Annotated in this window: 20 protein-coding genes and 1 pseudogene; 10 read left to right on the forward strand and 11 right to left on the reverse strand. The window is 72.9% G+C overall.

Annotated features, from left to right (window positions below):
• Window positions 1–112 precede the first annotated feature (112 nt).
• Window positions 113–721: a hypothetical protein gene (locus ACZ6NC_RS15135; protein ID WP_465732715.1), complete on the reverse strand. Its 609-nt coding sequence runs from the start codon at window positions 719–721 to the stop codon at window positions 113–115.
• Between the two features lie 238 nt (window positions 722–959).
• Entirely contained in the window at window positions 960–1463 is a 504-nt protein-coding gene (locus ACZ6NC_RS15140) for an Lrp/AsnC family transcriptional regulator (protein ID WP_465732717.1), read from the reverse strand.
• Window positions 1464–1644: 181 nt separating this feature from the next.
• On the opposite strand from ACZ6NC_RS15140, the gene ACZ6NC_RS15145 reads away from it, so the two are divergent.
• Window positions 1645–3294 (forward strand): PLP-dependent aminotransferase family protein, encoded by a 1650-nt coding sequence (locus tag ACZ6NC_RS15145; RefSeq protein ID WP_465732719.1) that lies wholly within the window; start codon window positions 1645–1647, stop codon window positions 3292–3294.
• A gap of 254 nt (window positions 3295–3548) precedes the next feature.
• On the opposite strand, the gene ACZ6NC_RS15150 is transcribed toward ACZ6NC_RS15145, so the two are convergent.
• Together ACZ6NC_RS15150 and ACZ6NC_RS15155 are read right to left on the reverse strand one after the other, a co-directional pair.
• Entirely contained in the window at window positions 3549–4472 is a 924-nt protein-coding gene (locus ACZ6NC_RS15150) for a ketopantoate reductase family protein (RefSeq protein WP_465732721.1), read from the reverse strand.
• 90 nt (window positions 4473–4562) lie between these two features.
• Window positions 4563–5747: an MFS transporter gene (locus ACZ6NC_RS15155; protein ID WP_465732723.1), complete on the reverse strand. Its 1185-nt coding sequence runs from the start codon at window positions 5745–5747 to the stop codon at window positions 4563–4565.
• Between the two features lie 48 nt (window positions 5748–5795).
• On the opposite strand from ACZ6NC_RS15155, the gene pdxR reads away from it, so the two are divergent.
• Both pdxR and ACZ6NC_RS15165 read left to right on the forward strand, forming a co-directional pair.
• The gene (pdxR, locus tag ACZ6NC_RS15160) at window positions 5796–7205 is read left to right on the forward strand and encodes a MocR-like pyridoxine biosynthesis transcription factor PdxR (protein ID WP_465732725.1); all 1410 of its coding nucleotides are present in this window, start codon (window positions 5796–5798) and stop codon (window positions 7203–7205) included.
• Window positions 7206–7386: 181 nt separating this feature from the next.
• Window positions 7387–9516 (forward strand): PP2C family protein-serine/threonine phosphatase, encoded by a 2130-nt coding sequence (locus ACZ6NC_RS15165; RefSeq protein ID WP_465732727.1) that lies wholly within the window; start codon window positions 7387–7389, stop codon window positions 9514–9516.
• A 101-nt stretch (window positions 9517–9617) separates the two neighbouring features.
• On the opposite strand, the gene ACZ6NC_RS15170 is transcribed toward ACZ6NC_RS15165, so the two are convergent.
• Window positions 9618–10229 (reverse strand): TIGR03086 family metal-binding protein, encoded by a 612-nt coding sequence (locus ACZ6NC_RS15170; protein ID WP_465732729.1) that lies wholly within the window; start codon window positions 10227–10229, stop codon window positions 9618–9620.
• 145 nt (window positions 10230–10374) lie between these two features.
• Between ACZ6NC_RS15170 and ACZ6NC_RS15175 the strand changes: the two genes are divergently transcribed.
• Both ACZ6NC_RS15175 and ACZ6NC_RS15180 read left to right on the forward strand, forming a co-directional pair.
• Window positions 10375–11004, forward strand: coding sequence for an agmatine deiminase family protein (locus tag ACZ6NC_RS15175; RefSeq protein ID WP_465732731.1), 630 nt, complete (start codon window positions 10375–10377; stop codon window positions 11002–11004).
• Between the two features lie 360 nt (window positions 11005–11364).
• On the forward strand, window positions 11365–12309 hold the full coding sequence (locus ACZ6NC_RS15180; RefSeq protein ID WP_465732733.1) for a hypothetical protein: 945 nt from the start codon (window positions 11365–11367) through the stop codon (window positions 12307–12309).
• A 94-nt stretch (window positions 12310–12403) separates the two neighbouring features.
• On the opposite strand, the gene ACZ6NC_RS15185 is transcribed toward ACZ6NC_RS15180, so the two are convergent.
• The 4 genes and pseudogenes from ACZ6NC_RS15185 to ACZ6NC_RS15200 form a co-directional block, all read right to left on the reverse strand.
• Window positions 12404–13399 (reverse strand): aldo/keto reductase, encoded by a 996-nt coding sequence (locus ACZ6NC_RS15185; protein ID WP_465732735.1) that lies wholly within the window; start codon window positions 13397–13399, stop codon window positions 12404–12406.
• Between the two features lie 138 nt (window positions 13400–13537).
• The gene (locus tag ACZ6NC_RS15190; RefSeq protein ID WP_465732737.1) at window positions 13538–14419 is read right to left on the reverse strand and encodes a geranyl diphosphate 2-C-methyltransferase; all 882 of its coding nucleotides are present in this window, start codon (window positions 14417–14419) and stop codon (window positions 13538–13540) included.
• Between the two features lie 15 nt (window positions 14420–14434).
• Window positions 14435–15493: pseudogene (locus ACZ6NC_RS15195) on the reverse strand (family 2 encapsulin nanocompartment cargo protein terpene cyclase); the annotation flags it as partial.
• Between the two features lie 476 nt (window positions 15494–15969).
• The gene (locus tag ACZ6NC_RS15200) at window positions 15970–16875 is read right to left on the reverse strand and encodes an MmyB family transcriptional regulator (RefSeq protein WP_465732739.1); all 906 of its coding nucleotides are present in this window, start codon (window positions 16873–16875) and stop codon (window positions 15970–15972) included.
• 159 nt (window positions 16876–17034) lie between these two features.
• Here ACZ6NC_RS15200 and ACZ6NC_RS15205 point away from each other — a divergent pair, with 159 nt between their 5' ends.
• Genes ACZ6NC_RS15205 through ACZ6NC_RS15215 form a run of 3 tightly spaced genes read left to right on the forward strand, consistent with a single transcriptional unit; the run spans window position 17035 to window position 19039 of the window.
• Window positions 17035–17826: an SDR family oxidoreductase gene (locus tag ACZ6NC_RS15205; protein ID WP_465732741.1), complete on the forward strand. Its 792-nt coding sequence runs from the start codon at window positions 17035–17037 to the stop codon at window positions 17824–17826.
• A 41-nt stretch (window positions 17827–17867) separates the two neighbouring features.
• Window positions 17868–18779, forward strand: coding sequence for an SDR family oxidoreductase (locus ACZ6NC_RS15210; RefSeq protein ID WP_465732743.1), 912 nt, complete (start codon window positions 17868–17870; stop codon window positions 18777–18779).
• 29 nt (window positions 18780–18808) lie between these two features.
• Window positions 18809–19039: a tautomerase family protein gene (locus tag ACZ6NC_RS15215; protein ID WP_393905016.1), complete on the forward strand. Its 231-nt coding sequence runs from the start codon at window positions 18809–18811 to the stop codon at window positions 19037–19039.
• Window positions 19040–19401: 362 nt separating this feature from the next.
• Here ACZ6NC_RS15215 and ACZ6NC_RS15220 read toward each other — a convergent pair whose 3' ends face one another.
• Window positions 19402–19851, reverse strand: coding sequence for a MarR family winged helix-turn-helix transcriptional regulator (locus ACZ6NC_RS15220; protein ID WP_465732746.1), 450 nt, complete (start codon window positions 19849–19851; stop codon window positions 19402–19404).
• Window positions 19852–19967: 116 nt separating this feature from the next.
• Between ACZ6NC_RS15220 and ACZ6NC_RS15225 the strand changes: the two genes are divergently transcribed.
• Window positions 19968–21296 (forward strand): aldehyde dehydrogenase family protein, encoded by a 1329-nt coding sequence (locus tag ACZ6NC_RS15225; RefSeq protein WP_465732748.1) that lies wholly within the window; start codon window positions 19968–19970, stop codon window positions 21294–21296.
• A gap of 22 nt (window positions 21297–21318) precedes the next feature.
• On the forward strand, window positions 21319–22119 hold the full coding sequence (locus ACZ6NC_RS15230) for a maleylpyruvate isomerase family mycothiol-dependent enzyme (protein ID WP_465732750.1): 801 nt from the start codon (window positions 21319–21321) through the stop codon (window positions 22117–22119).
• Window positions 22120–22251: 132 nt separating this feature from the next.
• Here the strand turns inward: ACZ6NC_RS15230 and ACZ6NC_RS15235 are convergent, their stop codons facing one another.
• The gene (locus tag ACZ6NC_RS15235) at window positions 22252–24462 is read right to left on the reverse strand and encodes an MMPL family transporter (protein WP_465732752.1); all 2211 of its coding nucleotides are present in this window, start codon (window positions 24460–24462) and stop codon (window positions 22252–22254) included.
• Window positions 24463–24554 lie beyond the last annotated feature (92 nt).

The raw sequence follows: 24554 nt of genomic DNA on the forward strand, positions 1-24554 counted from the left end.
ACCGGCCACGGGCGCACCGGGCGCACCCAGCGCACCGGAGGCACCGCGGGTCCGCGGTGCCTCCGGTGTTTCCGTGGCCTGGCCCGGTGATCAGGCGGTCAGGCGGTCGGGGTCAGGTGCGAGCCATCTGCCACGCGCCGACGAAGTCGCATGCGTAGGAGCTGAATACGGTGATCCGGTAGCCGGGCGGAATGGGCGATCCCGAGCAGGCCCAGATCCCGGGGTAGATCTGTTCGTGCAACCAGCTTCCGATGCCGTTGCATCCGGCGATGGTGTGCCTGGTCATCACGTATCCGGGGACGATCGGTGAGCCGGAGCACGTCCACATGTTGTTGTGGACGATCTGGTGGAACCAGCCGCCGAGGCCGTCGCAGCCCCTGCTGTCATAGTTGGTGATGACGTACCCGGGCACGATCGGTGAGCCGGAGCACGTCCAGATCCCGTCCTGGACGGGCTGCTGGTACCAGGAGCCGGCGCCGTTGCAGCCGCCGGTGTTGTGGGCGGTGATGACCCAGCCGGCCGGAACGGGCGCCCCCGAGCAGGACCACTGGCCGGACGGCCAGCGCAGTCCTGCGTCGGTGGCGGCGCCGGCCGTGCCGGCGGAGGCGCCGACGAGGACGACGGACGCCATCAGCGCCACCACCCCCGCCATCGCGGCGATCCGGCTGCGGACGACTCTCACCGTCGTACCGCTCCAGAGGCGGTTGAGCTGGTTCTTCATTTCACACCTGTCCTTTCGGCATGGTCGCGCTACGGCCCCCGATGGCAGAAACCGCGGTGCGCGGCCCGTCCCAGGACGACGGACCGGCAGATACACGGCGGTGCGGTCGAAACACTGTCAGATACACGTCATACAAACCAGAATGAATTCCGGCCAGCATTTCCGAGCCGATGTGAATCGCGCCGCCTGCGGATCCGGCCGGCCTTGCGGCAACGGTGAGGCGTACCCCGGGCGCGGCTCAGGTGGTCGCAGGGAGCGGGTCCCCCAGGTAGCGGCGGCCGGCTATCTGCTCGAAGATCAGGTTGGTCCGGGTCTGCGCCACCGCCGGGTGGGTGGTGAGGTGGTCCACGACGAAGTCGCGCAGGCCCTCGGGGCCGGCGACGCCGACGTGGAGCAGGTAGTCGTCGGATCCCGCCATGTGGAACACGGCCAGGACGCCGGGCAGGTCGGGGGCGCTGCTGCGGAAGCTCTCGTTCTGCTCACGGGTGTGGGCCCGGAGCCGGACGGAGATCATCGCCTGCAGCGGCAGGCCGATCGCGGCGGGGTCGACGTCCGCCCGGAACCCGCGGATGATCCCGCGCTCCTGCAGTGCGCGCACCCGGGCCAGGCAGGTGGAGGGGGCGATGCCCACCGTCTCGGCGAGCGCGTTGTTCGGCATGCGGGCGTTGTCGGCCAGGGTGCGCATGATCGCCCGGTCCACGTCGTCGATGGGCGCCCTCCGGGCCTGCGGATTGTTCGGCATGCCGGGCAGGATTCCAGCTGTTCCCGTCGATTCGCAAGACATCGCGCGGTGATACCGAATCTTGTTCGGGAGATCTTCCGCCCGGCGCCGCGAAGTTCCATCCTGACCGCGAGCGGCGAACGCCCCTCCGCCGTTCCCCGCCCGTGGGACCGGCCCGCACCGACCCCGGAGTGCCCTGCCCATGAGCCCGACCGCCACCTTCGCCGCCGCGACCGCCGTCGACCCGGGGTCGGAGCTGGACGGCCGCGATTTCGAGCTCCCCGCGAGCGGGCTGGACGACGACCGGCGGCTGCGCGCCCTCGACACGGTGGACGAGTACCTGTCGAGGAAGCGCCGGCACCTGGTCGGCTACCAGGCCACCCAGGACATGCAGGGCTGCGCGCTGGACCTGGCCCGGTTCATGCCGAACAACATCAACAACCTCGGCGACCCGTTCCAGAGCGGCGGCTACAAGCCGAACACCAAGGTCGTCGAGCGCGCGGTGCTCGACTACTACGCGGCCCTGTGGAACGCCAAGCGGCCGCACGACCCCGCCGACCCCGAGTCGTACTGGGGCTACATGCTGTCCATGGGCTCGACCGAGGGCAACATGTACGCGCTCTGGAACGCCCGGGACTACCTGAGCGGCAAGGCGCTGATCCAGCCGCCGGCAGCCCCGTTCGACGCCCTGCGGTACGTCCAGGCCGCGCCCGACCGGCACAACCCCAATGCCCACCGCCCGGTGGCGTTCTACTCCGAGGACACCCACTACTCCTTCGCCAAGGCCGTGCGGGTGCTGGGCGTGGAGACCTTCCACGCGGTCGGCCTGGAGAAGTACGCGGACGAGTGCCCGCTGGTCGACCCCGCCACGGGACGCCGCGAGTGGCCCACCGAGGTGCCCTCCCGCCCCGGCCCCTCGGGCCGGTCCTGGGACGGTCCGGGCGAGATCGACATCGACGCCCTCGCGGTGCTGGTCGAGTTCTTCGCCGCGAACGGGCACCCGGTCTTCATCAACCTCAACCTCGGCAGCACCTTCAAGGGGGCCCACGACGACGTCCGGAAGGTCTGCGAGCGCCTGCTGCCGATCTTCGAGCGGCACGGTCTGATCCAGCGTCAGGTGGCGTACGGTACGGACCCGCGGACCGGTGAGCCGCTGGTCGACCTGCGCCGGGGCTTCTGGATCCATGTGGACGGCGCCCTCGGTGCCGGCTACGCACCGTTCCTGAGGATGGCCTCCCAGGACCCGGCCGCGTACGGCTGGACCCCCGAGGTGGAGCTGCCCGAGTACGACTTCGGCCTCACGCTGCCCACCGCGGAGTTCGGCGACCTCGACATGGTCTCCTCGATCGCCATGAGCGGCCACAAGTGGCCCGGTGCGCCGTGGCCTTGCGGCATCTACATGACGAAGGTGAAGTACCAGATCTCGCCGCCGTCCCAGCCGGAGTACATAGGCGCGCCGGACACCACCTTCGCGGGCTCCAGGAACGGGTTCTCCCCGCTGGTCCTCTGGGACCACCTGTCCCGGCACTCCTACCAGGACCAGGTGAACCGGATCCGCAGCGCCCAGGAGCTGGCCGGCTACCTGGAACGGCGCCTGAGGGCCATGGAGCAGGAGACGGGCGTCGAGCTCTGGCCGGCCCGCACCCCGGGCGCGGTCACCGTGCGCTTCCGCAAGCCCAGCCCCGAACTGGTGGCGAAGTGGTCGTTGTCCTCCCAGGACGTGCTGATGGTCCCGGGCGACGAGTCCACCCGCCGCAGCTACGTGCACGTCTTCCTGATGCCCTCGGTCGACCGCGCGAAGCTGGACGCCCTGCTGGCCGAGCTCGCCGAGGACCCCGCCCTGCGCGCCTAGGCCCCCTGACCGTCACCGGCCGCCCCTCGCGCACGGCCGCCGCCCCGCCTGTGTCCGCACCGGCCCGGAACCGCCCTCGGCGGCTCCGGGCCGGTGGTGGCCGACGTGATCCGCTCCGCCGTCGCCTCCCGAGGCGGGGCGTGCGCGGCTGTCCGCACGCGGGCCCGCCGCCGACGCGCCTGCGGCAATCGGCGGCGGCCACGGTCAGTTCCGGCGCACCCGGCCGTGGTCGGTCGCGCCGGCCGCGGCGGAGCTCACCCGGCCGCCAGTTCCGTCACCAACCGGGTCGTCAGCGGCACACGGATGCCGTGCCGTTCGGCCGCGCGCAGCAGTGCGCCGCCGATCGCGTCGAGCTCCAGCGGGCGGCCCGCTTCCGCGTCGCGCTGCATGGACGACCTGCTGTCGGCGGGGAAGGCGTCATAGCGCGCCAGGACGTCGGCGACCACCGTCCGGCCTCCGCAGGCCCGGCCGACCGCCACGGTCTCCTCCACCAGGGCCGTCAGTTCGTGCCGCCGCTCGGACCGGATGGCGCCGATGGGCAGCCTGTGGCGGGTGGTGAGCAGGGCGAAGGGGGCCAGGAAGGCCAGCTTCCCCCAGAGGACCTGGTCCTCGTCCGGCATGAGGCGGGTTGCGACGTCCGCACCCTCGAACAGCGCGGCGAGCGGAGCCGACCGCTCCGGCCTGCCGGCCAGGTCGATCTCGACGAACGGGCTGCCGTGGTCGACGACGCCCGGCGCGGTGCGGGTGGACTCGACGCGGATCACGGCGGGGACCACGCGCTCGTCCCCGTAACGCGCCCGGAGGACGTGCGTGTGCTCGACGCCGTTGAGCAGGGGCACCACCGCGCCGTTCGCCAGCCACCGTGGCGGGAGGCGGTCGAGTGCCGCGTCGAGTGCCGTGTTCTTGACCGTCACCAGGCACAGGTCGACGGGCTCACGCAGCATGCTGTCGGCCTCCACCGCTGCGGTGAAGTCGCCGAACTGCCTGCTGCGGACGCGGATGCCGTCCTGGCGCAGCGGGCCGGCGGTCTCCTCGCGGGCGAGGCAGATCACGCGGTGCCCCGCGCGGGAGAGCAGTGCGGCGAGCAGGCCGCCGACTCCTCCGGGGCCGAGCACGGCGACGGTCGGACGGGTCGGGAACGGGACGGATTCGGCGGTGCGCTGTCCGGTTTCGGACATGGCTGGGTTCCTCTCAGCTTGCGGGTCGACACCCGGAATGGGTTGTCGCCCTGGGCCCGGCATGATCGTCTACTGATGCTCCAGGCCGAGTCAATCCTCGCGAGGGCGTCGGTCGCGCCGGGCCGGGATGACGGCTGTCAGCATCGTGGCGCCGGTCAGGGCGAATGCCCAGGGGTAGCCGGTGCCCGCTGCCAGCCAGCCGAAGGCCACGGCACCGGCGCCCATTCCGGCGTCGTAGGCGAAGTTCCACAGTGCGCTGACGGTGCCGTAGCCGGCGGTGGGGACGCGTGAGTACATCAGCGTCAGCGTGGCGTTCTGGGCGATGCCGAAGCCGATCCCGAACACGCCGGCCGCGGCGGTCGTCGCGACCGGGCCGGCGGTCGGCGCCATCAGCAGTGTGCCGATGGCCGACAGCAGCAGACCTGGCAGCACCAGACGCTCGGTGCCGCGTCGGTCCCCCTGGCGGCCGGCCAGCCAGCGGGCCACGGTGGCCGCAGCGGCCTGGGTGAACAGGGCCGCGGCGGCCGGGCCCGTGGCCGAGTCGGGAACGGCGAGCGGCAGGAAGGTCACGATGATTCCGGAGGAAACGGCGGTGACCGCGAAGACGGCCGCCGGGCGCAGCAGTTCGGCCGTGCGAAACCCCTCGGCGATGCCGACGGGCCGCCCCACCGCACGGATCCGGTCGGGCAGGCCCGGCACCGCGAGGATCGCCGCGAGCGGAACCAGGGCTCCCGCGGTGAATACCGGCCCGTACCCCACGTGCGAGACCAGCCACGTCCCCAGCGGCAGCGCCACCAGCGACGGCACCCCGCTGACGATGCCGACCAGCGCCAGCCCTTCGCCGCGCCGTTCGGCCGGGATGAGCGCCACCGTCAGCGCGCCGCCCGCCACCACGGTGAACGCGAAGCCCAGGCCACGCAGCAGGCAGACTGCGACGATCCACCACAGGTCGTGGGAGAGCGTCAGCGCCAGGGCCGGTGCGCCCAGCAGGACCAGGCCGGCGGCCAGCACGGCCCGGTAGCCGTAGCGGTTGACCAGAGCGGGTGTCGCGAGCTCGCCCGCCACCGTCGACAGCATCAGTGCGCCGGTGGCCAGCCCGGCCGTTCCATCGCCCCCGCCGCCGGCCGTGGCGTAACCGGGGACGACCGACAGCAGCAGGTTGAAGCCGGTCGAGGCGCCCAGCATGGAGACGAAGCGCAGGAGCAGAGGCCGCGTCAGCAGCGGTGGGGGGTGTGCCGCGAGCGGTGGGGGAGTCGAGTCGATCGTTCCGGTCATGACAGGGACGCTAAGCGCCCGGCCGGATCGCCGGTAAGCTCCGGTTCCATGCCGCCGCAGTGGTCCAGTTCCCCGCCCGACGTCCTGCTGGCCGTCGACCGGGCCGGAGGCCGGCCGCTGCGTGCGCAGGTGGAGCACGGACTGCGGGCCGCGATCCGCACCGGTCGCCTTCAGGTCGGCGAACGGCTGCCGTCCTCCCGCGAACTCGCCTGCACGCTCGGCGTTTCGCGCGGTCTGGTGCAGGAGTGCTACGCCCAACTCCAGGCCGAGGGCTACCTGGTGACCCGCCCCGGCTCCGCCACCAGGGTGGCGGCGGGCGCCGCGGCGTCGCCTGGTGTCCCGCAGCAGCGCACCGCACCTTCTCGGCTGGTGGCCGACTTCCGGTGGGGCGTACCGGACGTGGGGGCCTTCCCGGTCCAGGACTGGCTCCGGGCCACGCGAGCGGCAGCACGTGCGATGCCGACGGCGGACTTCGACTACGGCGACCCACGCGGCAGCGCGGTCCTGCGGGAAGTCCTGGCCGGCTACCTGCGCCGGGTGCGTGCCGCTGCGGCCGACCCCGAGCACATCGTCGTCTGCAACGGCTACGCCCAGGGCCTCGGCCTCGCCCTGAGTGCCCTCGCCGACGGCGGCGTGCGGACCGTGGCCTTCGAGGACCCGGGCTCACCCGCCACGATCGGCGCGGCCGCGGCCGCAGCCGGGCTGCGCGCGACTCCCGTACCGGTTGACGAGCACGGCATCGACGTGCGGGCGCTGGCGGCGACGGACGCCCGGGCCGTTGTCGTCACTCCCGCCCACCAGTGGCCGACCGGAGTCGCCCTCGCACCGGAGCGCCGACTGGCCCTGACGGCATGGGCCGAGGATCGCGACGCGATCATCATCGAGGACGACTACGACGCCGAATTCCGGTACGACCGCGAACCGGTCGGCGCGCTCCAGGGCCTGGCCCCCGACCGGGTCGTCTCCCTCGGCACCGTCAGCAAGTCGCTCGCCCCCGCCCTGCGGATCGGCTGGATGCTCTGCCCGCCCGTTCTGGCCGGACCACTCGCCGATCGGAAGTACCGGAGCGACCGCGGAACACCCACGCTCGACCAGCTCGCGCTGGCCGGGTTGATCGAGTCCGGGCGCTTCGACCGCCACCTGCGCCGCATGCGGGCCTCCTACGCGGCTCGCCGCACCGCACTGGTGGCCGCGCTGGCCGAACACGCTCCCGGGATGCCGGTCACGGGCCTCGCGGCCGGATTCCACGCCGTCGCGCACCTGCCCGCCGGTACGGACGAACGCCACGTCGTCGCGGCCGCCCGCGCGCGATCCGTCGGCTTGTACGGCATGAGCGCCTGCCGCGCTTCAGGGGCCGTCGCGCCCGCGCAACTCGTCCTCGGCTTCGGCGACGTCGGGACACGAGCCGTCACGGAGGGCATCGCGGCCGTCGCCGACCTGCTCGCCGGCCCGTCGTAGAGCGATCGGCCCGCTCGCCGGCCCGTCGTAGAGCGATCGGCCCGCTTCCGCCGCGCGCCCGGGACTCCCGCGGTCGCCGGAGACGGCCGACGGGCGACGGGACGTACAGCGCCTGGTCGGGTGAGTATGGAGGGAAGGCCGCGGGTCCACCGGCGGCTCGAACGAGAGTGCTGTTATGGGCATGTCACGGGATGGCTGGTCGGGGCCCGGACGCGAGGCTGCCGAGGTGCTGGCCGGGCGCGGTCTCGAGGTGGCGGCGAAGGTCCTGCGGTCGGTGCCTGACCGGCTGGGCGCGCACTCCGGCGGTTTCTACCTGCTGTCGGAGGACCGGCAGCTGCTCGAACTGGTCATGACCTTCGGAGCGGCCCGCCAGTTCACCAGGCCGTGGCAGCACATCGGCATGAGCGCGCCGATCCCGGTGGTCGAGGCGGTGCGCAGCGGCCAGGTCGTCTGGGTGGGCGGCGCGGAGGAGATGGCGCAGCGGTACCCGAGGGTCGCGGTCGCCATGCCGTACGCGTTCGGCCTCGCGGCCGCGCCGCTCGTCACGCGCAGGACCACGTACGGGGCCTTCTTCGGCATCTGGCCCGCCGATCACCCCGCCGAACTGTCACCCCGCGAACGCGATGTGCTCGGTGCGCTCGCCCTGCGCCTGGCCGAGCTGCTGGCGGAGGCGGCCAGGGCGGGCCGTCCGGTCCGGCCCGGCCCCCGGCCTGCGACGGCGGAGAACCGCTCCGCCGACCCCCTCGCCACGCTGGCGGCGCGACTGCCGGAAGGCATCTGCGGCATCGACCTGGACGGCCGGCTGGCGGCGGTCACGCCGGCCGCCGCCGAACTGCTCGGTGTGTCGGTGGAGCGGCTGCTGGGCGCACGGCCGTGGACGGCGCTGCCCTGGCTGCGCGATCCGGTGTACGAGTACCACTACCGGGCGGCGGTGATCGGCGGGGCGGCCACCTCGTTCGTCGCGCTGCGGCCGCCGGACCGGTGGCTGTCGTTCCAGCTCTTCCCGGACGTCTCCGGAGTCACCGTGCGGATCGCCGCCGCCGATGCCTCCCTGTACGACCCCAACACCGAGGCACCCGCCGAACGGGCGGTGCACACGCGGCCCGGAGCGCTGTACCACCTCCTCCACCTCGCCAGCGCGCTGACCGAGGCCATCACCGTGCAGGACGTGGTGAGCATGGTCGCCGAGCAGATCCTGCCGGCCTTCGGAGGCCAGGCCGTCGCGGTGCTGATGGCCGAAGGCGGCCGACTGCGTCTCGCCGGTCATCTCGGCTATCCACCAGGCCTGGTCGACCAGTTCGACGGCACCCCGCTGACGGAGCCCACACCCGGTGTCCAGGCGTCGACCAACTCCGTGCCGGCGTTCTTCGAGACCCGCGCGGAGCTGGAGCGGCTCTACCCGGAGCGCCACGAGACGCAGGACGGGATGTCCGCCTGGGCCTACCTGCCGCTGGTGACCTCGCGAAGGCTGCTCGGCACCTGTGTGATGGCGTTCGCCCAACCGCACCGCTTCGACGTCGAGGAGCGCGCCGTCCTCACCTCGCTCGGCGGCCTGATCGCCCAGGCGCTGGACCGTGCCCGGCTGTACGACACCAAGCTCGTGCTCGCCCACGGTCTCCAGGAGAGCCTCCTGCCCCGTGCGCTGCCCGCCGTCCGGAACCTGGAGATCAGCGCGCGCTACCTGCCGGCCACCGAGGGCATGGACGTCGGAGGCGACTTCTACGACCTCATCCGCGTCGGTCCCGACACCGTGGCCGTGGTCATCGGCGACGTCCAGGGCCACAACGTCCACGCCGCAGCGCTGATGGGCCAGGTCCGCACCGCCGTCCGCGCCTTCGCGGCGGCCGATGCCGATCCGAGTACCGTGCTCGCGCGCACCAACCGCCTGCTGGCCGACCTGGACACGGCCCTGCTGGCCAGCTGCGCCTACCTCCGCGTCGATCTCGACCGCCGCGAGGCCTGGCTGGCCAACGCGGGTCACCCCGTGCCCCTGCGGTACGGCCCGGACGGCCGGACGGAGGCGCTGGAACCGCCCGGCGGCATGGTGCTCAACGTCGACCCGGACGCCGAGTACCCGCAGCTCCGCATCGATCTGCCGATCGGTACCACCCTGGTCCTGTACACCGACGGCCTCATCGACACGCCCGGCACCGACCTCGACCAGGCGATGGCCGGTCTGGTCGGCACGCTCGCCCGTCACGGCCGCGAACCACTGGACCGGCTGGCCGACGTCCTCATCGGCCAGGCCGGGCAGTCGGAGCACCGCACCGACGACATCGCGCTGCTGTTGGTCCGGTCCGTCCCCGGATGAACCGCGACGACGACCGGGGGAGGGGGCGGCAGCGGGCCTCGCGCGGCGCCGGAATCACGCCGGGGAGGGGCGCGGAGCGGCCGGGGCCGGCGGTGGTCCGGTCAGATCCGCTCGGCCGACCAGTGGGGGTCGCGGCCGGTGAGAGCCAGCAGCTGGTCCTGGGTGTCGGCACCCGGCAGCGCGGTGAGCGGCGGGTCGAACAGGCCGGTGCCGGCCAGGTCGTGGTAGCCCCGGAACTCCGCGAGCGCGTACCGGGCGGCGCCCGGCGGCATCCGGCCGTTCTCGCCCAGCGCCCGGGCCAGGTCCCAGCTGTGCACGACGGTCTCGGCGGTCAGCTCACGGATGTACCCGCCGACGTCCCGCACTCCGTACGACACGTGCACCAGCAGGTCGGGGGCGCCCGGTTGGCCGAGCGCGCGTACGGCGCTGTCCACGGCCATCTCCCACACGCCGAGGGGGTTGCGGCCCAGGACGTCGCCCCGGAAACGGCGGCCGATCTGCTCCGGGGTGTAGCCGGCGACCGCCTGGCAGACCCAAAGGTGTTGAGCGGCAAGGTGGTTCACCAGCGCGCGCACGTCCCAGTCGCTGCAGGGGGTGGGCGCCGACCACTGGTCCTCGGGAGCGGCCCGTACCAGCCGGGCCACCTCCGCCCCGGCGGCTGCGTAGTGCCGGCGGACCTCCGTGTGGGCCCCGGACGGGTGGGGACATTCCATCGCCGGGCCTCCGTTCCCTGCCCTGCTCCCTCCCAGTAAACCGCTACGGGGCGTGACAGGCCAGAGGGGCCGGGCCGGTTCGGCCGGCGAGGCCGGACGGCGACGTCATGGTGACGCCGGGTGCCTGTCCGGTCCGGGTAGCCGGATGTTCGCGCCATCTGCCGGGCCCCGATCGCCGCCGGGCCCCGATCGCCGCCCCCTCGACGAGGTGTGGGGCGACCAACTGCCCGCCGTGCGCGAGGACATCGCGCACGTGGCGCAGGCCGTCGCCCGCTTCGAGCCGGTGGTGCTGATGGCCCGCCCGGACCAGAGCGCCGCGGCCCGGCAACTGGTCGGCGCCGACGTGGAGGTGATCGACCTCGCGGTGGACGACCTGTGGGCCCGCGACACCGGCCCGACCTTCGCCGAGGCGCGCGGGCGCCTGGTGCCGGCGCCGGTCACGGGCTCCTGGGCCGCCGGGTCGATGGGGTGGGAGTCCTCAGCGCGCGTAGCCATCCGGGTCGCCGCCCACGTCGGTGTGCCGTTCACTGCGGCGGGCCTGGTCGGCGAGGGCGGCGCCGTCGAGACCGACGGTGCGGGCACGCTGATGGCCACCCGGAGCAGCATCCTCGTCTCCAACCGCAACCCTGGCATGACGCAGACCCAGGCCGAGAACGCGATGAAGGCCGCGTACGGCGCCACCAGGGGCCGTGTCGTCGAGCAGCTGAACATCGACTACATCGGCCTCGGCGGCGGCGGCATCCACTGCGTCACGCAGCCGCAGCCGGTCGCCTAGCGACCGTCGTCGAAGCCCGTCCTCCCCGCGGCGGTCCCTTGGTGCGGCGACAAGGGGCCGCCGCCGGTTCGTCGGCCGGGCGTGTCCGGTCGAGCGGGCGCAGGCGCGCGGCGCGTCAGTGCTTTGTGGAATTCCGGGACGGCGGGTCGGACGGCGCGATAATTCCGCCGCCGGGAATCCGAATTCCTGACGCACGGTCACCTGTCCGCGTGCGGTGGGGCGGCCCGGGAATGCGTCGTACCACGGGCGCGGCCTCGGCCGGTCGCTGTACGAGACGGTAAGGTCACCGCAGCCGCCGGGAAATAACAATTGCCTCCCGAAGGCTGTCCGGAATTCCGCCGGGGGCCTAGGCTGCGGCGCGTGTCGATATTTCGAAGACTTCGCGCTTCCGGTCCGCGTCTGCTGCCGGAACTCGACGACGTCAAACTCGGTCGCGTCCGGCGGCAGCTGAATTCCCCCGGGATACCGGGCCAGGACGGTATTCAGATCGACCAGGTCGAGCGGCTTCTCCAGGAAGCCGGTACGGACTGGGACCGTCGTGGGCACCGCCTCGCCGTGCTCGCCGAGGCCGCGGCGCCCTCGGGGCTGGCCCGCACCTGGCGGATGCGGCGCGCGCGCAACGCGGACGCGCTGGTCTTCGAAGCGTGGGTCGAGCTGGTCCGCGGCTGGCACACGGGGCGGATGGAGGATGCCGGCGCCGCCGCCGACCACTGCCACCGCGCTGCCGAGGCCGCCCCCGACGACCCCACGCCCTGGGTGGTGCTGCTGGGGATCCTGCGCCAGACCCGCGCCGACTCGCGCGAGCTGTTCGCCGTCTGGCACGAGGTGACCTCGCGGGACCCGTGGAACCGGGAGGCCCATCTGCAGATGCTGCGCTACCTGTCGCCGGAGGAGTGCGGTTCGCGCAGCAGCCAGCAGGAGTTCGTGCACGCCGTCCGGGCCGGGGTGCCGTCGACCGCGCCGGCCGTGGGCGTGGAGCTGACCGCGCTGGTCGACGAGCACGCCCGCACGCTCGCCCGGGGCGGCGTCGAGGGGTTGCTGGTACGCCGCCAGTGGGCGACCCAGCGGGCCGCCGGCGCGCTGGATACCGCCCTGGCCGGCTGGCCCCGCCCCGGTCGGCTCACGCACGCGGCCGCCCGGGCCGACCTCAACCTGCTCGCCTACGCCCTGGTCCAGGCCGGCCGGGTGCGCGAGGGTGCGGCGACCTTCGAGCTGATCGGCGACACGGTCACGTCCTGGCCGTGGTCGCTCGACGGCGAGCCGCTCCGGCAGTTCGGCTACTGGCAGTCCAAGGCGCTGACCTGACGCACCCTCGGTCGTGCGGGCCCCCGGTCCGGTGCCGACCCCGGTCCGGTGCCGACCCCGGTCCGGTGCCGGCCCTGGCGTCGGCCGCCGGAACTCACGCCCAGGACAGGGCTGCCCGGGTACGCCAGTACGCCTCGGCTGGCTCGGCGAGCGGGGCGAGGCCGGCCAACCGGTCGGGGCTGAGGCCGAGCCCGGCGGCGGTGAGGTTGGACGCCAGCTGCCCGGGGGTGGCCGCCCCGGAGAGCACGATGTCCGCCCACGGCTGGGCCGCGACCGCGGCCAGCGCGAGGGCGTCGCAGGACGCGCCGGTGCGGTCGGCGAGAGCGCGCAGCGGGGCCGTGTCGGGGCCGGTGGCGTTGCGGTCGGCGAGGCGGCCGTTGGCCATGCCCTCCTTGACCACCACCAGCCAGCCCGCCGCGTGGGCCTCGGCCAGTGCGTCCCCGGCGGACGGCTCCAGCAGGTTCCAGGTCGACTGGACGGCGGCGAACAGCGGCCGGCCCTCCGCCGTCACCTCCAGTGCCGCCCGGACGGTCGCGGCCTGGGCCGGGCCGCTGGTGGACAGGCCCACCCGGACGCCCTCGGCGGCCAGCTCGGCCAGCCGGGCGTGCAGCGCGGCATCGGTCAGCGCCGGGCTGTCCGGGGTGACGGAGTGCACCAGGTACACGTCCAGTCGCGGGCCCAGCAGCGCCCTGGTCTCCTTGATCTGGCGGTCGAACACCGCCGCCGAGTGCTCCTTGACCTCGTGCACGGGCACCCCGGAGGCCTGCCAGCCGGCGGTGTAGGTGTAGCCCCACTTGCTTCCCACCGTCACCTCGTCCGCGGCCTCCGGCCGGGCGGCCAGCCACTCGCCGACGAACTCCTCGGCGCGGCCGTACGACCGGGCCGTGTCGAAGTAGCGAACCCCCGCCGCGTAGGCGGCGTCGAGCAGGGCGTGCGTTCGCTCGCGCAGCGCCTCGACGGTGCGCTCGGCCGGCAGGTCGAGGTCGCGCCCCAGTGTGATGTAGCCGGGCCGTCCGACGGCGGCCGTGCCCAGGCCGAACCGCGCGAGCGACGGGCCGGCAGCGGGGCCGGTGGCGGGTGCGGTCGGCATGGTGAGGGTCCTTTCGACGGTTCCGGAGGGCGGCGGCGGCGCACGCCCCACGGAACCGAACCCTAGCCCGCCGGACGGCACCGGGTGGGGGCGCCGGTGTGCCCCGTCCCGCTGCCGTCCCGGTCCGGTCGGACCCGGTCAGACCCGGTCGGCCGCGATCAGGACGTACTGGAAGGAGCCGTCCTTGTAGGAGTTGATGAACGCCTCCTCGATGCCCGTGACGAGGGAGGAGGTGGCGCGCAGCTCCCAGTAGGGCAGGGTCGCGGGCGTCAGGTCGATGACGGCCTGCGGCACGAGGCGGTTGTCCGCCATGGCGCGCAGGTACTCGCGGCGGGAGTGGATGTTGCACTCGAAGTGCGCGTTGATCTGCGAGACCCACTTCGACGGCTGCCCGTAGGCGGGGTTCCAGCAGCCCGTGATGGTGACGTACCGGCCGCCGACGGCGAGGATGCGGGAGTGCTCGGCGAAGAGGTCGTGCAGGTCGACGTACATGCTGGACTCGTTGTTCCACGAGCCCGCCACCTGGCCGGTCTCGAAGGGCATGTCGAGCATGTTGCAGACCTGGGCGCGGACGAAGTCGTCGATGCCGAGCTCCCGGGCGCGGCGGTTGCCGAACTCGGCCTGCTTGGCCGACAGGGTGACGCCCTCGACCTTGCAGCCGAAGCGCTGGTGAGCCATCACGCTGGAGCCGCCGCGGCCGCAGCCGGCGTCCACGAGGGTGGCCTCGCGCGGGACGGCGCCCAGGTGGTCCAGGAGCACCTCGGCCTGCGCGGACTCCAGCCGGTGCAGCTCGGTGATCACCTTCTTCTCGCGCTCGCTGTCGTCCGGGGCGCCCAGCGAGGCGTGGTCGACGTCGCCGATGCCGTAGTGGTGGTGGTAGAGGCCGTCGACGTCACCGAGGCGCAGGTTCACGGGCCGGGCCTCATGGTCCCAGTACCGGGCGATGTCGCCCTGGTACGGAGTGGCCGGGCCGGGGACGGAGGCGGTGGTCGTCAAGGCAGGGAGGTCGGTCGTAGTCATGGGTCAGCTCCTTGATTACCAGAAATCGGGCAGGCTGTAGCGGTAGGTGTTGGTCTGGTGCCAGTGGTGGTTGCCGTCGACCCACACGGCCACGCCGCGCAGGAACCGCACCAGGGACGGCGAGGGCCAGGCGGCGGCCAGGGCGGCGGCCTCGGCCTCGAACTCGTGCATGAGGTCGTTGTGCACCTCGACCGCCTTCAGGTAGGCGTCGCGGTCGGAGAGGTCCTCCTGCTCGGCGAGCACCACGGGCAGGTTCAGGTGCCGGCCGGGGCTGGCGAGCTCCTTGGTGTAGGAGTAGAGGTCGTTGACGATCGTCGTGGCATTGGAGGCGAGCGCGATGACCCGTTGCAGGGCGGGCAGGGCATGCAGGTCGGCGGGCAGTTCGTAGCCGCCGACGGTGTCCGTGATCGTCGGGCAGGGGCGGAAGTTGTTGAACTGGCGCATCGCCAGGTACTCCCACACCGCGGGCACGTGGTCCGTCTCGGCCCAGGCGGCCTCGGCGAGGTACCCCAGGTGCAGGCGGGCCATGTCGTGCCGGAACCGGTCGGCCTGGGCCGGCGTGGCCGCACGGGTGAAGTAGTCCATGGCGGAGCGGTAGGCCCGCCGGGGGGCGTCCTCGGACAGCGACTCCGCCCAGGCCGGCTGGTACTCCCGCGTGGTGTGCAGCGCGTCGAGAGCCGTGTGCGCGAGGAGGAGGCGCCCGCCGAGGCCGATGGGCGAGCCCCCGTGGTCCTCGCAGTAGCAGTCGTCGACCACGTTCTCGGCGACCATCAGCCGGGCGGCGACCATCAGATGCTCGATGTCGGGCGCGTCGGGATGGCAGGCGACCATGTAGCGGCCCACCGAGAAGCCGTCGAACTGGTCCTCCCACTCCGGCGGATAGAGCTCGACCTCGTCCACCGCCCAGGCCTTGATCCGGCGGCCGACCTCCGCGGAGCGCTCGGCGTCCGGCTCGGGCACCGGGTGGTGGTACAGGCCCGGGACGGGATCGCCGGGCCTCGGCCCCGCCTCGCGCCGCCCCGGGTTCAGGCTTGCCGTCCCCAGGCCGCTGGGGCCGCCGAGGATCCGCTCCAGGGCCGTACGGCTCATGACCGTACCGCCGGGGTCTCCCCGTTGTCGGTCTCCACGCTGTTCCCGGATCTGGTGTCCGCGGACATGGAAGGGCCTCCCTCTGTGAAGGACTGGACGTCGAAGAACCGCATGTCATGGCGGGTCGTCACCTGGCATGACAGGAAAGGGATCGCCGCACCGGACGTCCCTTGTCGCTTGCTGATCAACGGTAGGCGGGGCGGTGGGCCCCCAGGCGCTCCGGAGTGTTCTCTGCACCCGATAGGGTGAACGTTCGGGATAACCAGGTTTGAAGCGCGCAGCCTTCGTCCGCCGCTCTCAATGGAAGAGCGGCAGGGCCCCGGGGCTAGGGCATGTCTGACAATTCCCGCCGCGCGGGAATCAAGGGGGTCATCGTGAGCCCCGGGCCGGAGAACATATCTCTGTGGGGGTAGGGGCCGCCACGCCTTGCTGGGAAGGCGGTCCTCCCTCTGCGGCGCGGGTCAGCGCCGCGATCCGGATTCCGCCGCGGACAACCTCTCCGGTGCCCTGCCCTGCGTGACGCTCAGCTCCTGGGTCCCTACGACGGACAGCAGTTCCAGCTGCTCGGCTCCCGGGCTTCCGGGCGGGGCGGTGAACCACAGAAGGCGTTGCCGTCCGTCCTCGCTGAGGAGGTTGTAGCAGTCGAGTTCGATGACGCCGAGTATGGGGTGGACGATCCTCTTGTGGTCCATGCGGCGCACCGCGACGTCGTGGGTGTCCCAGAGGGCCGCGAACTCCTGGCTGCGGCGGCGTAGCACGGCGACCATCTTCGTGACCTCCGCGTCCCGGCCGCGCCGGGCGGCCGCTGCCTGGAGGTCGGCCACGAACACCCGGGAGTGGTGCGGATGATCCTCGGACGGGTATCTCTCGCGCGCCTGCGGGTCGGTGAACCAGCGGTACACGAAGCTTGCCGCCGGGCCGCGGTGTGCCGGGGACGTGCCGAGCAGGGTCAGGGCCAGGTCGTTTTCCACCAGGGTTTCGTGCAGGTCGGTGATGACGCGCGCGGGGGTGTTGGACAGCCGGTCCAAGAGTCCGAGGAGCGCGGGCTGCACGTGTGCCGACGGTCCGTGGGCTGACGGGGGGACAGGCCGTTCGGCCAGGTGAAACAGGTGGTCGCGCTCGTCGCCGTTCAGGCGCAGGGCTCGGGCGAGGGCGGCCAGGGTCTGGGTCGAGGGCTGCACGCCGTTCTTTGCGCTGCCGCGTTCCAGCTCGGTGTAGTAGTCGGCTGACAGCCCTGCCAGCTGCGCGACTTCCTCGCGGCGCAGCCCGGGGACGCGCCGGCGCGGGCCTTGGGGGAGACCGACCTCCGCGGGGCGGATGTGGTCGCGGCGTGTCCTGAGGAAGGCACCGAGTTCTGGAAGGTTCACGCCTCCATGGTCGCTCGTACGCCAGAGCGCCGCCAGGGGGTGGCATCCCCTGGGTAAACGCAGCCCTGGCTAGGGATGGGGGGACCGGCCGATCGTGGAGGACGCAGCAGGGCAACGGCAAGGCCGCGGCCCGACCCCCATCCACCACAGGAGTAAGCCATGCCTGTCCCCACTTCCCTCGACGGGACCGCTGCCTCGGCCCAGCCCTCCGCCTCACCCCGTGTCGCGATCGTCACCGGCGGCTCGCGCGGCATCGGCCGCCGGACCGTTGGCCGGCTGGCCGCCGGCGGGTACGCCGTCGTGGTCGGCTATGCCGGCAACCAGGACGAGGCCGAAGCCGCCGTGAAGGAGGCCGTCACCAGCGGTGGCCGGGCGATCGCAGTGCGCGCAGACGTCGCCGACGAACGCGCAGTGGCGGCCTTGTTCGACGCGGCCGAAGGAGAGTTCGGCGGCGGCGGCGGCGTCGACGTCGTCGTGCACGCGGCCGGGCGGATGCACCTGGCTCCGATCGCCGAGCTGGATCTGGCCGTCCTGGACGACCTGCACCGCACCAACATCCGCGGCACGTTCGTCGTCGTCCAGCAGGCCGCCCGTCGTGTGCGCCCCGGCGGCGCGATCGTGACGTTCTCCACGTCCGTGGTGGGGCTGGCCTTCCCGGGCTACGGCGCGTACGCCGCCGGCAAGGGCGCGGTCGAGGCGCTGACGCTGATCCTGGCCCGGGAGCTGCGGGGCCGGGACGTCACCGCCAACACCGTCGCGCCCGGCCCCACGGCCACCGACCTGTTCCTGGACGGCAAGGACGAGGAGACCATCGCCCGCCTGGCCGCCCAGCCCCCGTTGGAGCGCCTCGGTACCCCGGCCGACATCGCCGAGGTCGTCGCGTTCCTGGCCTCCCCGGCCGGCCACTGGATCAACGGACAGGTCATCCGCGCCAACGGCGGAATCATCTGAACCGCCCGCAGCCACCCCATCGATCAACGAAAGGCCCTGTCATGAGGAACGACGAAACAGGGAAGGTCATCCTTGTCACCGGGGCCTCCAGCGGCATCGGGGCACTGTCCGTGCGTGCTCTGGCCCTCGCCGGTCACACCGTGTACGCGGGCATCCGCCAGATCGCGACCCGCAACGCGACCGCGGCGGCCGACCTGACGCGCTACGGCACCGACCACCGGGTCGACGCGCACGCCGTCGAGCTGGACGTCACCTCCCAGGACTCCGTCGACGCCGCGGTCGACCGGATCTTCGCCGAGCGCGGCCGGCTGGACGTGGTCGTGCACAACGCCGGGCACATGGTTCTGGGCGCCGCCGAGGCGTTCACCGCCGAGCAGTTCGCGGACCTGTACGACGTGAATGTTCTGGGCACCCAGCGCGTCAACCGCGCCGCCCTGCCGAAGTTGCGTGAGCAGGGCTCGGGGCTGCTGGTGTGGATCGGCAGCTCCAGCACCCGCGGCGGCTGCCCCCCATTCCTGGCCCCGTACTTCGCCGCCAAGGCCGCGATGGACGCCCTGGCCGTCAGCTACGCAGCCGAGGTGCTCCCGTTCGGCATCGACACCGCGATCGTGGTGCCCGGCGCGTTCACCACCGGCACCAACCACTTCGCCAACGCAGGCGCCCCCGCCGACGTCGACTGTGCGGAAGCCTACGACCAGCGTCACCGGCCCCTTACGGGCGATCTGGGCAAGCGCCTGGCCGCGCTCATCCCTTCGGGCGCCGATGTGACCGAGGTCGCTGAAGCCGTCGCGCGACTGGTCGCGATGAAGCATGGCACTCGGCCTCTGCGCACTCACATAGACCCCAGCCGAGACGGCAGCGAAGTCGTCTCCGCGGTCGCCGACCGCCTCCGCGCCGACTTCTTCCGCCGCATCGGACTGGACAGCCTGCTCACCGCAGGCAGCTCCCTGTAACGCCCTACTGAGAGAAGGAACAACCAGCCATGCCTTTCGCGAACTTCAAGGTCCCCGAGAAGACCCTCACCCCGAAGCAGAAGGAGGAGATCGTCACCCGCACCACCGAGCTCTATGTCGAGATCTACGGCGAGCGCGCCCGCAACACCACCATGGTTCTGGTCGAAGAGGTCGCCGACGGCGGCTGGGGCATCTCCGGCAACGTGCTGACCCTCGCCATGCTCGGCGAGGCGACACCGACCGACACCAGCGGCGCCTGACCGCACCGGCCGTCATTTCGGCCAAGACAGCACCCTGTCCCCGCACTCGATCGGTCGGCGGTGTCCACCGGGGTGCGGGGACGGGGCACGGCAGCGGTCAGCCCCAGGTCGAGCCGCTTGTCGGCGACGTACTCCACCGCGGCCGGCGGGACCTCTTCCAGCACATCGGGGAACCGGCCCTCCAGCTCGAAGAACTTCAGCAACAGGCTGAGGCCGAGCCGGGTCGCCCCACTCTTTGCGGCTGGTGTCTGACTAGGACACCGGGGCCGTCCGAGTACGTCCAGTACGAGGACGCTCCGGCGGCACGCCCAGCCGGGCGCCCAACGCCGCGCGCTGATGCGACGCGAATTGTCAGACAAGCCCTAGCCCCGTGGGGCGGTGGTCTCGGGGAAGGCGCGGCCCAGCAGGGTCTGGAGGGTGCCGCGCTCGTCGGGTGTGAGGTGTTCCAGGGCGGTGAGGCCGGACATCAGCTCGGCCCGGATGCGGCGGACGGTGTGCTCGCCGTGCTCGGTCAGCACGATGTTCTTGATCCGGCGGTCGGCCGGGTCGGCCTCGCGGCGGACGAGGTGCTGGGCCGTGAGCCGGTCGACGATCCCGGTGACGTTCGAGGCGTCGCAGGCCAGCAGCTCGGCGAGGGCGCGCATGGGCCGCGGGCGGATCAGCAGGCTGAGCGTCTTGCCCTGCATCAGGGTGAGCCCGTGCCCGGCGGCCACCGTGGCGAAGTGGCGGTAGTAGGCCGCCGCCACCCGTGCGAGCTGGTCCATCAGCTCTTCGGGGGAGGGTGACGGTGTGGGCCGGGGCGTCTGGGGCATGCCTCCAGCATAGGGAGATTGCTTGACATCCTCAACCATTGAGGTCTACCGTCGAAATTACTTGAAGACATCAACCATCTAGGCCTTCAAGCCCCCGGAAGGACCGCGAGACCCTCATGACGCACACCCCGACCTCCGCCGCGGCAGACATCCCCACCCTGGTCGCCCGCCTGCGCGCCACCTTCGACAGTGGCCGGACCAAGCCCCTCGCCTGGCGCCTGGACAAGCTGGCGGCCCTGCGCGCACTGCTCACCGAGCACGCCGAGGCGTTCCAGCAGGCCCTGGCCGCCGACCTGGGCAAGAGCGCGACGGAGGCCTACCGGACCGAGATCGGGTTCACGCTGAACGAGCTCGACCACACCGTGGCGCACCTGGAGGAGTGGCTCCGGCCGAAGCCGGCCGGCGTCCCCGGCTTCTTCCAGCCGGCCGAGGCCCGCGTGGTCCGCGACCCGCTCGGCGTGGTGCTGGTCATCGCTCCGTGGAACTACCCGCTCCAGCTCGCGCTGGCCCCGCTGGTCGGCGCCCTGGCCGCCGGCAACACCGTGGTCGTCAAGCCCAGCGAGCTCGCCCCCGCCACCTCCGCGGCGATGGCCCGGCTGCTGCCGCGCTACCTCGACCCGGAGACCGTGGCCGTGGTCGAGGGCGCCGTCCCGGAGACCACCGCCCTGCTGGAGCAGCGCTTCGACCACATCTTCTACACCGGCAACGGCACGGTCGGGCGGATCGTCATGGCGGCGGCCGTCCGGCACCTCACGCCGGTCACCCTGGAACTCGGCGGCAAGAGCCCCGTGGTGGTCGAGCCCGGCGCCGACCTCGCCCTCACCGCACGCAGGATCGCCCGGGGCAAGTTCCTCAACGCCGGCCAGACCTGCGTCGCCCCCGACTACGTCCTCGCCATCGGCGAGACCGCCGCAGGGCTGGAGAAGCACCTGGCCGACGCCGTCCGGGAGCTGTACGGCACCGACCCGGCCGCCGACCCCGAGTACGGGCGGATCGTCAACGAGCGCCACTTCGACCGCCTGGCCGCACTGCTGGACGACGGGCGGCTCGTCACCGGCGGCGGGCACGACCGCGCCGAGCGCTACCTCGCCCCGACCGTCCTCGCGGACGTCTCCCCGGACGCGCCCGTCATGCGCGCGGAGATCTTCGGCCCGATCCTGCCGATCGTCGCCGTGCCGGACCTCGACGCGGCGATCGCCTTCATCAACGAGCGTGACAAGCCGCTCGCCCTCTACGCCTTCACCGAGTCCGAGCGGACCAAGCGGCGGCTGACCGAGGAGACCTCCTCCGGCGCGCTCTCCTTCGGCCTGCCGGTCTCCCACCTGGCCATGCCCGAGCTGCCGTTCGGCGGCGTGGGCGAGAGCGGCATGGGCCGCTACCACGGTGAGTACTCCATCGACACGTTCAGCCACGCCAAGGCCGTCGTCGACAAGCCCCTCGTCTGAGCCGACCCAGCCACCCGGGAGAATGACCCTCGTGACCACCACCACCACCATCGACCACGCCGCCGGCGTCGCGGCCGAGACCGCGCGCTTCGTCGCCACCGTCCGGACCGCCGATCCGGCCACCCCGGTACCCACCTGCCCGGGCTGGACGCTGACCGACCTGGTGCGCCACACCGGCAGCGTGCAGCGCTGGTTCACCGTCCTGCTGCGGCAGAAGCTCCAGGAGCCGCCGCGCAGCCGCGACGTCGACCTGCGCCTGCCGCAGACGCCGGACGACTACCCCGAATGGCTGGCCGAAGCCGCGGCACAGGCCGGCGCGGAGTTCGCCGCGGCCGACCTCGACGCACCGATGTGGGCGTGGGGCGCCGACCAGCACGCCCGGTTCTGGGTGCGCCGGATGCTGTTCGAGACCCTGGTGCACCGCGTGGACGCCGACCTCGCGCTGGGACTGCGCCCTGACATCGACCCGGCGCTGGCCGCCGACGGGGTGTCGGAGTTCCTGACCAACCTGCCCTTCGCCGCCGGCTTCGCCCCCGGGACGGCCGCCCTCCGCGGCGCGGACCGGACCATCCGGTTCACCCGCACCGACGGCGACGGGGACTGGCTGGTCCGGCTGCGCCCCGACGGCTTCGGGCTCGACCCGCAGGGCGCGGACGCGACCGCCGACGCGACCGCCGACGTGACCGCCGACGCGACGGTCCGCGGCTCCGCCTCGGACCTGCTGCTCCTCCTCTACGGCCGGCTGGACCGGTCCGCCGACCGCTTCGAGGTGCGGGGCGACGAGGAGCTGCTGGCGCACTGGGCCGCCAACTCCGCCTTCTGAGCGGAGGACGGGACCGTCCACCGGGCGAACCCGGGCGAACCCGGGCGAACCCGGGTGGCCGGCGGTGCGGGACCGTCGGCCATGAGACCGCCGGCCCCGGGGCCATGCGCCCCGCGGCCGGCGGTCCAGGCCTCAGGACGCCGTGACCCGGTCGGGTTCCGGGGCTGGTGCCGCCGCACGGTGCTGGGGGCGGCCGCCCGCGGTGGGCCGCGGGCGGACCGGCCACCAGATGGCCCGGCCGAGGAGTGCGGCAAGCGCGGGGACCACTACCAGTGAGAGCACGAGCGCCGAGAGCATGATGCCGAGCGTCATCGCGAAGGCGACCTGTTCGCTTCCCGGGGTCGTGGCGAGCGTGGCGAAGGACCCGGCCAGCACCAGCCCGGCCGTCGCGATGGCCGGTGCCGTGTGCCGTACCGCGCGGGCCACGGCGGCGTGGGCCGGGCCCGGCCGCTGCATCTCCTCCCGGATCCGGTCGGCGATGAGGATGTTGTAGTCGGTGCCCAGGGCCACGACGAACAGGAACAGCACCAGCGGGAGGGTGAAGCTGACGCCCGGCTCGCCAAGGGCGTGCTGGAACAGCAGCGTGGCGGCGCCGAGGGTGGCGGCGAAGCCGAGCCCGACGGAGAGCATCAGGACCGCCGGTGCGAGCAGGCTGCGCAGGAGCAGCAGGAGGATCAGCGCGATCAGCGCGGCCGCGACCGGGAACACGATCGTGAGGTCGTGGCCGACGGCGGTCGAGACGTCGGCGAGGACCGCCGCCGTCCCGCCCACATGTGCCGTCGTCCCGGCGGGCGTGTGCCGGGCGACCGCGGCCCGGATCGGTCCGGCGACCAGGTCGCGGGCCTGCCGGCTCTGCGGGTCGGCGGTCGGGTAGAGGTCGATCCGGGCGGCACGGCGGTCCTCGTTCAGGACGGTCGGTGCGACCTGGCCCACGCCGTCGACCCGGGTGAGCGCACGGGAGAGGCCGTCGAGCCCCGCGATGGTGAGGGTGGCGGCGTCCGTGGCGGTGACGAAGACGCTCGTCGGGTCCGACACCCCGGCCGGCAGCGTGCGGGAGATTTCGGCCGCGGTGACCGCGGCAGCGGTTCGGTCGCCGGAGTCGCCCCGGCCGTAGTCCATGCGGATCCCGGTCACTCCGGCGGCCAGCGCGGCGAGCAGGGCGACGGAGGCGGTCAGCATCGTCAGCGGTCGCCGCGTGACCAGCACGCCGAAGCGGGCGGCACGGCCCTCGCGCGGCTCGCGGTGCAGGGTTCGCGACGGCCAGAACATCCGGCGCCCGGCGGCGGCCAGCAGTGCGGGCAGCAGGGTGAGACTGCCGAGCAGCATCACCAGGACCGCGACGGCGATCGCGGGGCCCAGCGAGCGGAACTGCCCGAAGGTCGCCAGGCCCAGGGTGGCGAACGCGGCCACGATGGTCAGCGCCGCCGAGGTGATCGCGGCGCCCACCCGGCCGGAGACCTGCTCGGCGGCCTCGCGGGCGGGCTGATCGGGCCGGGCGCGCAGCTGCTCGCGGAAGCGGAACAGCAGGAACAGCAGGTAGTCGATGCCAATGCCGAGCAGGACGACGTTGATCAGCCCCGGGGTGCCGGCGTCGAGCTTGCGGCCGGTGAGCACCGCGGCGCCCGCGACGGCTCCCGTCGCCGCGCCGCCGAGCATGGCGACCGCGAGCAGCGGCAGCAGGGCCGCCAGTACGCTGCGGAAGACCAGCACGTTGAGCACGACGATCAGCCCCATGACGAGGGCGCTCCCGACCGCCGCGGCGGTCTCGTGGGCATCCGTGGTGTCGACGGTCTCGGCGAGGCTCCCGGTGAACCCGGTGCGCATCCCCGCCTCGGAGAACTGCGTCCGGGCGGCGTCCCGGAAGGTCCGGTAGACGCCCTGGACGCCCTTGTCCGTGGGATTCCCGGTCAGCTGGACGGCGAGCAGTTCGAAACTGCGGTCGGGCGCCGTCATCGCCGGGGCGATCAGGGGCGTCTGGGAGCGGTCCGGGACCAGGAACCGCGGGAGGTCGTCCTCCCGGGGCATGATCACCCGGTGCTGGGCCAGCTTCGCCGCCTCGGCCTCGATCAGCTGCTGGTCGGCGGCGCCGAGGGCCCTGCCGTCGGACCGGGCGACCAGCACCGTCACCGTGGTGGCCTCGGGGTTCGCCCCGAACCGCTCCTCGGCGATCTGCAGTGCGGCGGCCGAGTCGTAGCTGCGGGGAAGGAAGTCCCCGGTCTGGTGCTGGGTGACGCGGGCGAGCAGCGTCGGGGTCAGGGCGCTCAGTACGACACCCAGCACCACCCAGAGGGCGATGACCTTCCACGGGTGTCTGGTGGAGTATCCGGTCAGGGCGCGGATCACGGTGTCCTCCGGCGGACGGACTTGGCTGCGGATGTCTGGCGGGGGATCCCGGCCGGTCTCCAGACCATCACCCGGAGGGGCCGCCGGGCGTC

This window comes from Kitasatospora sp. NPDC041988, from assembly GCF_055588525.1.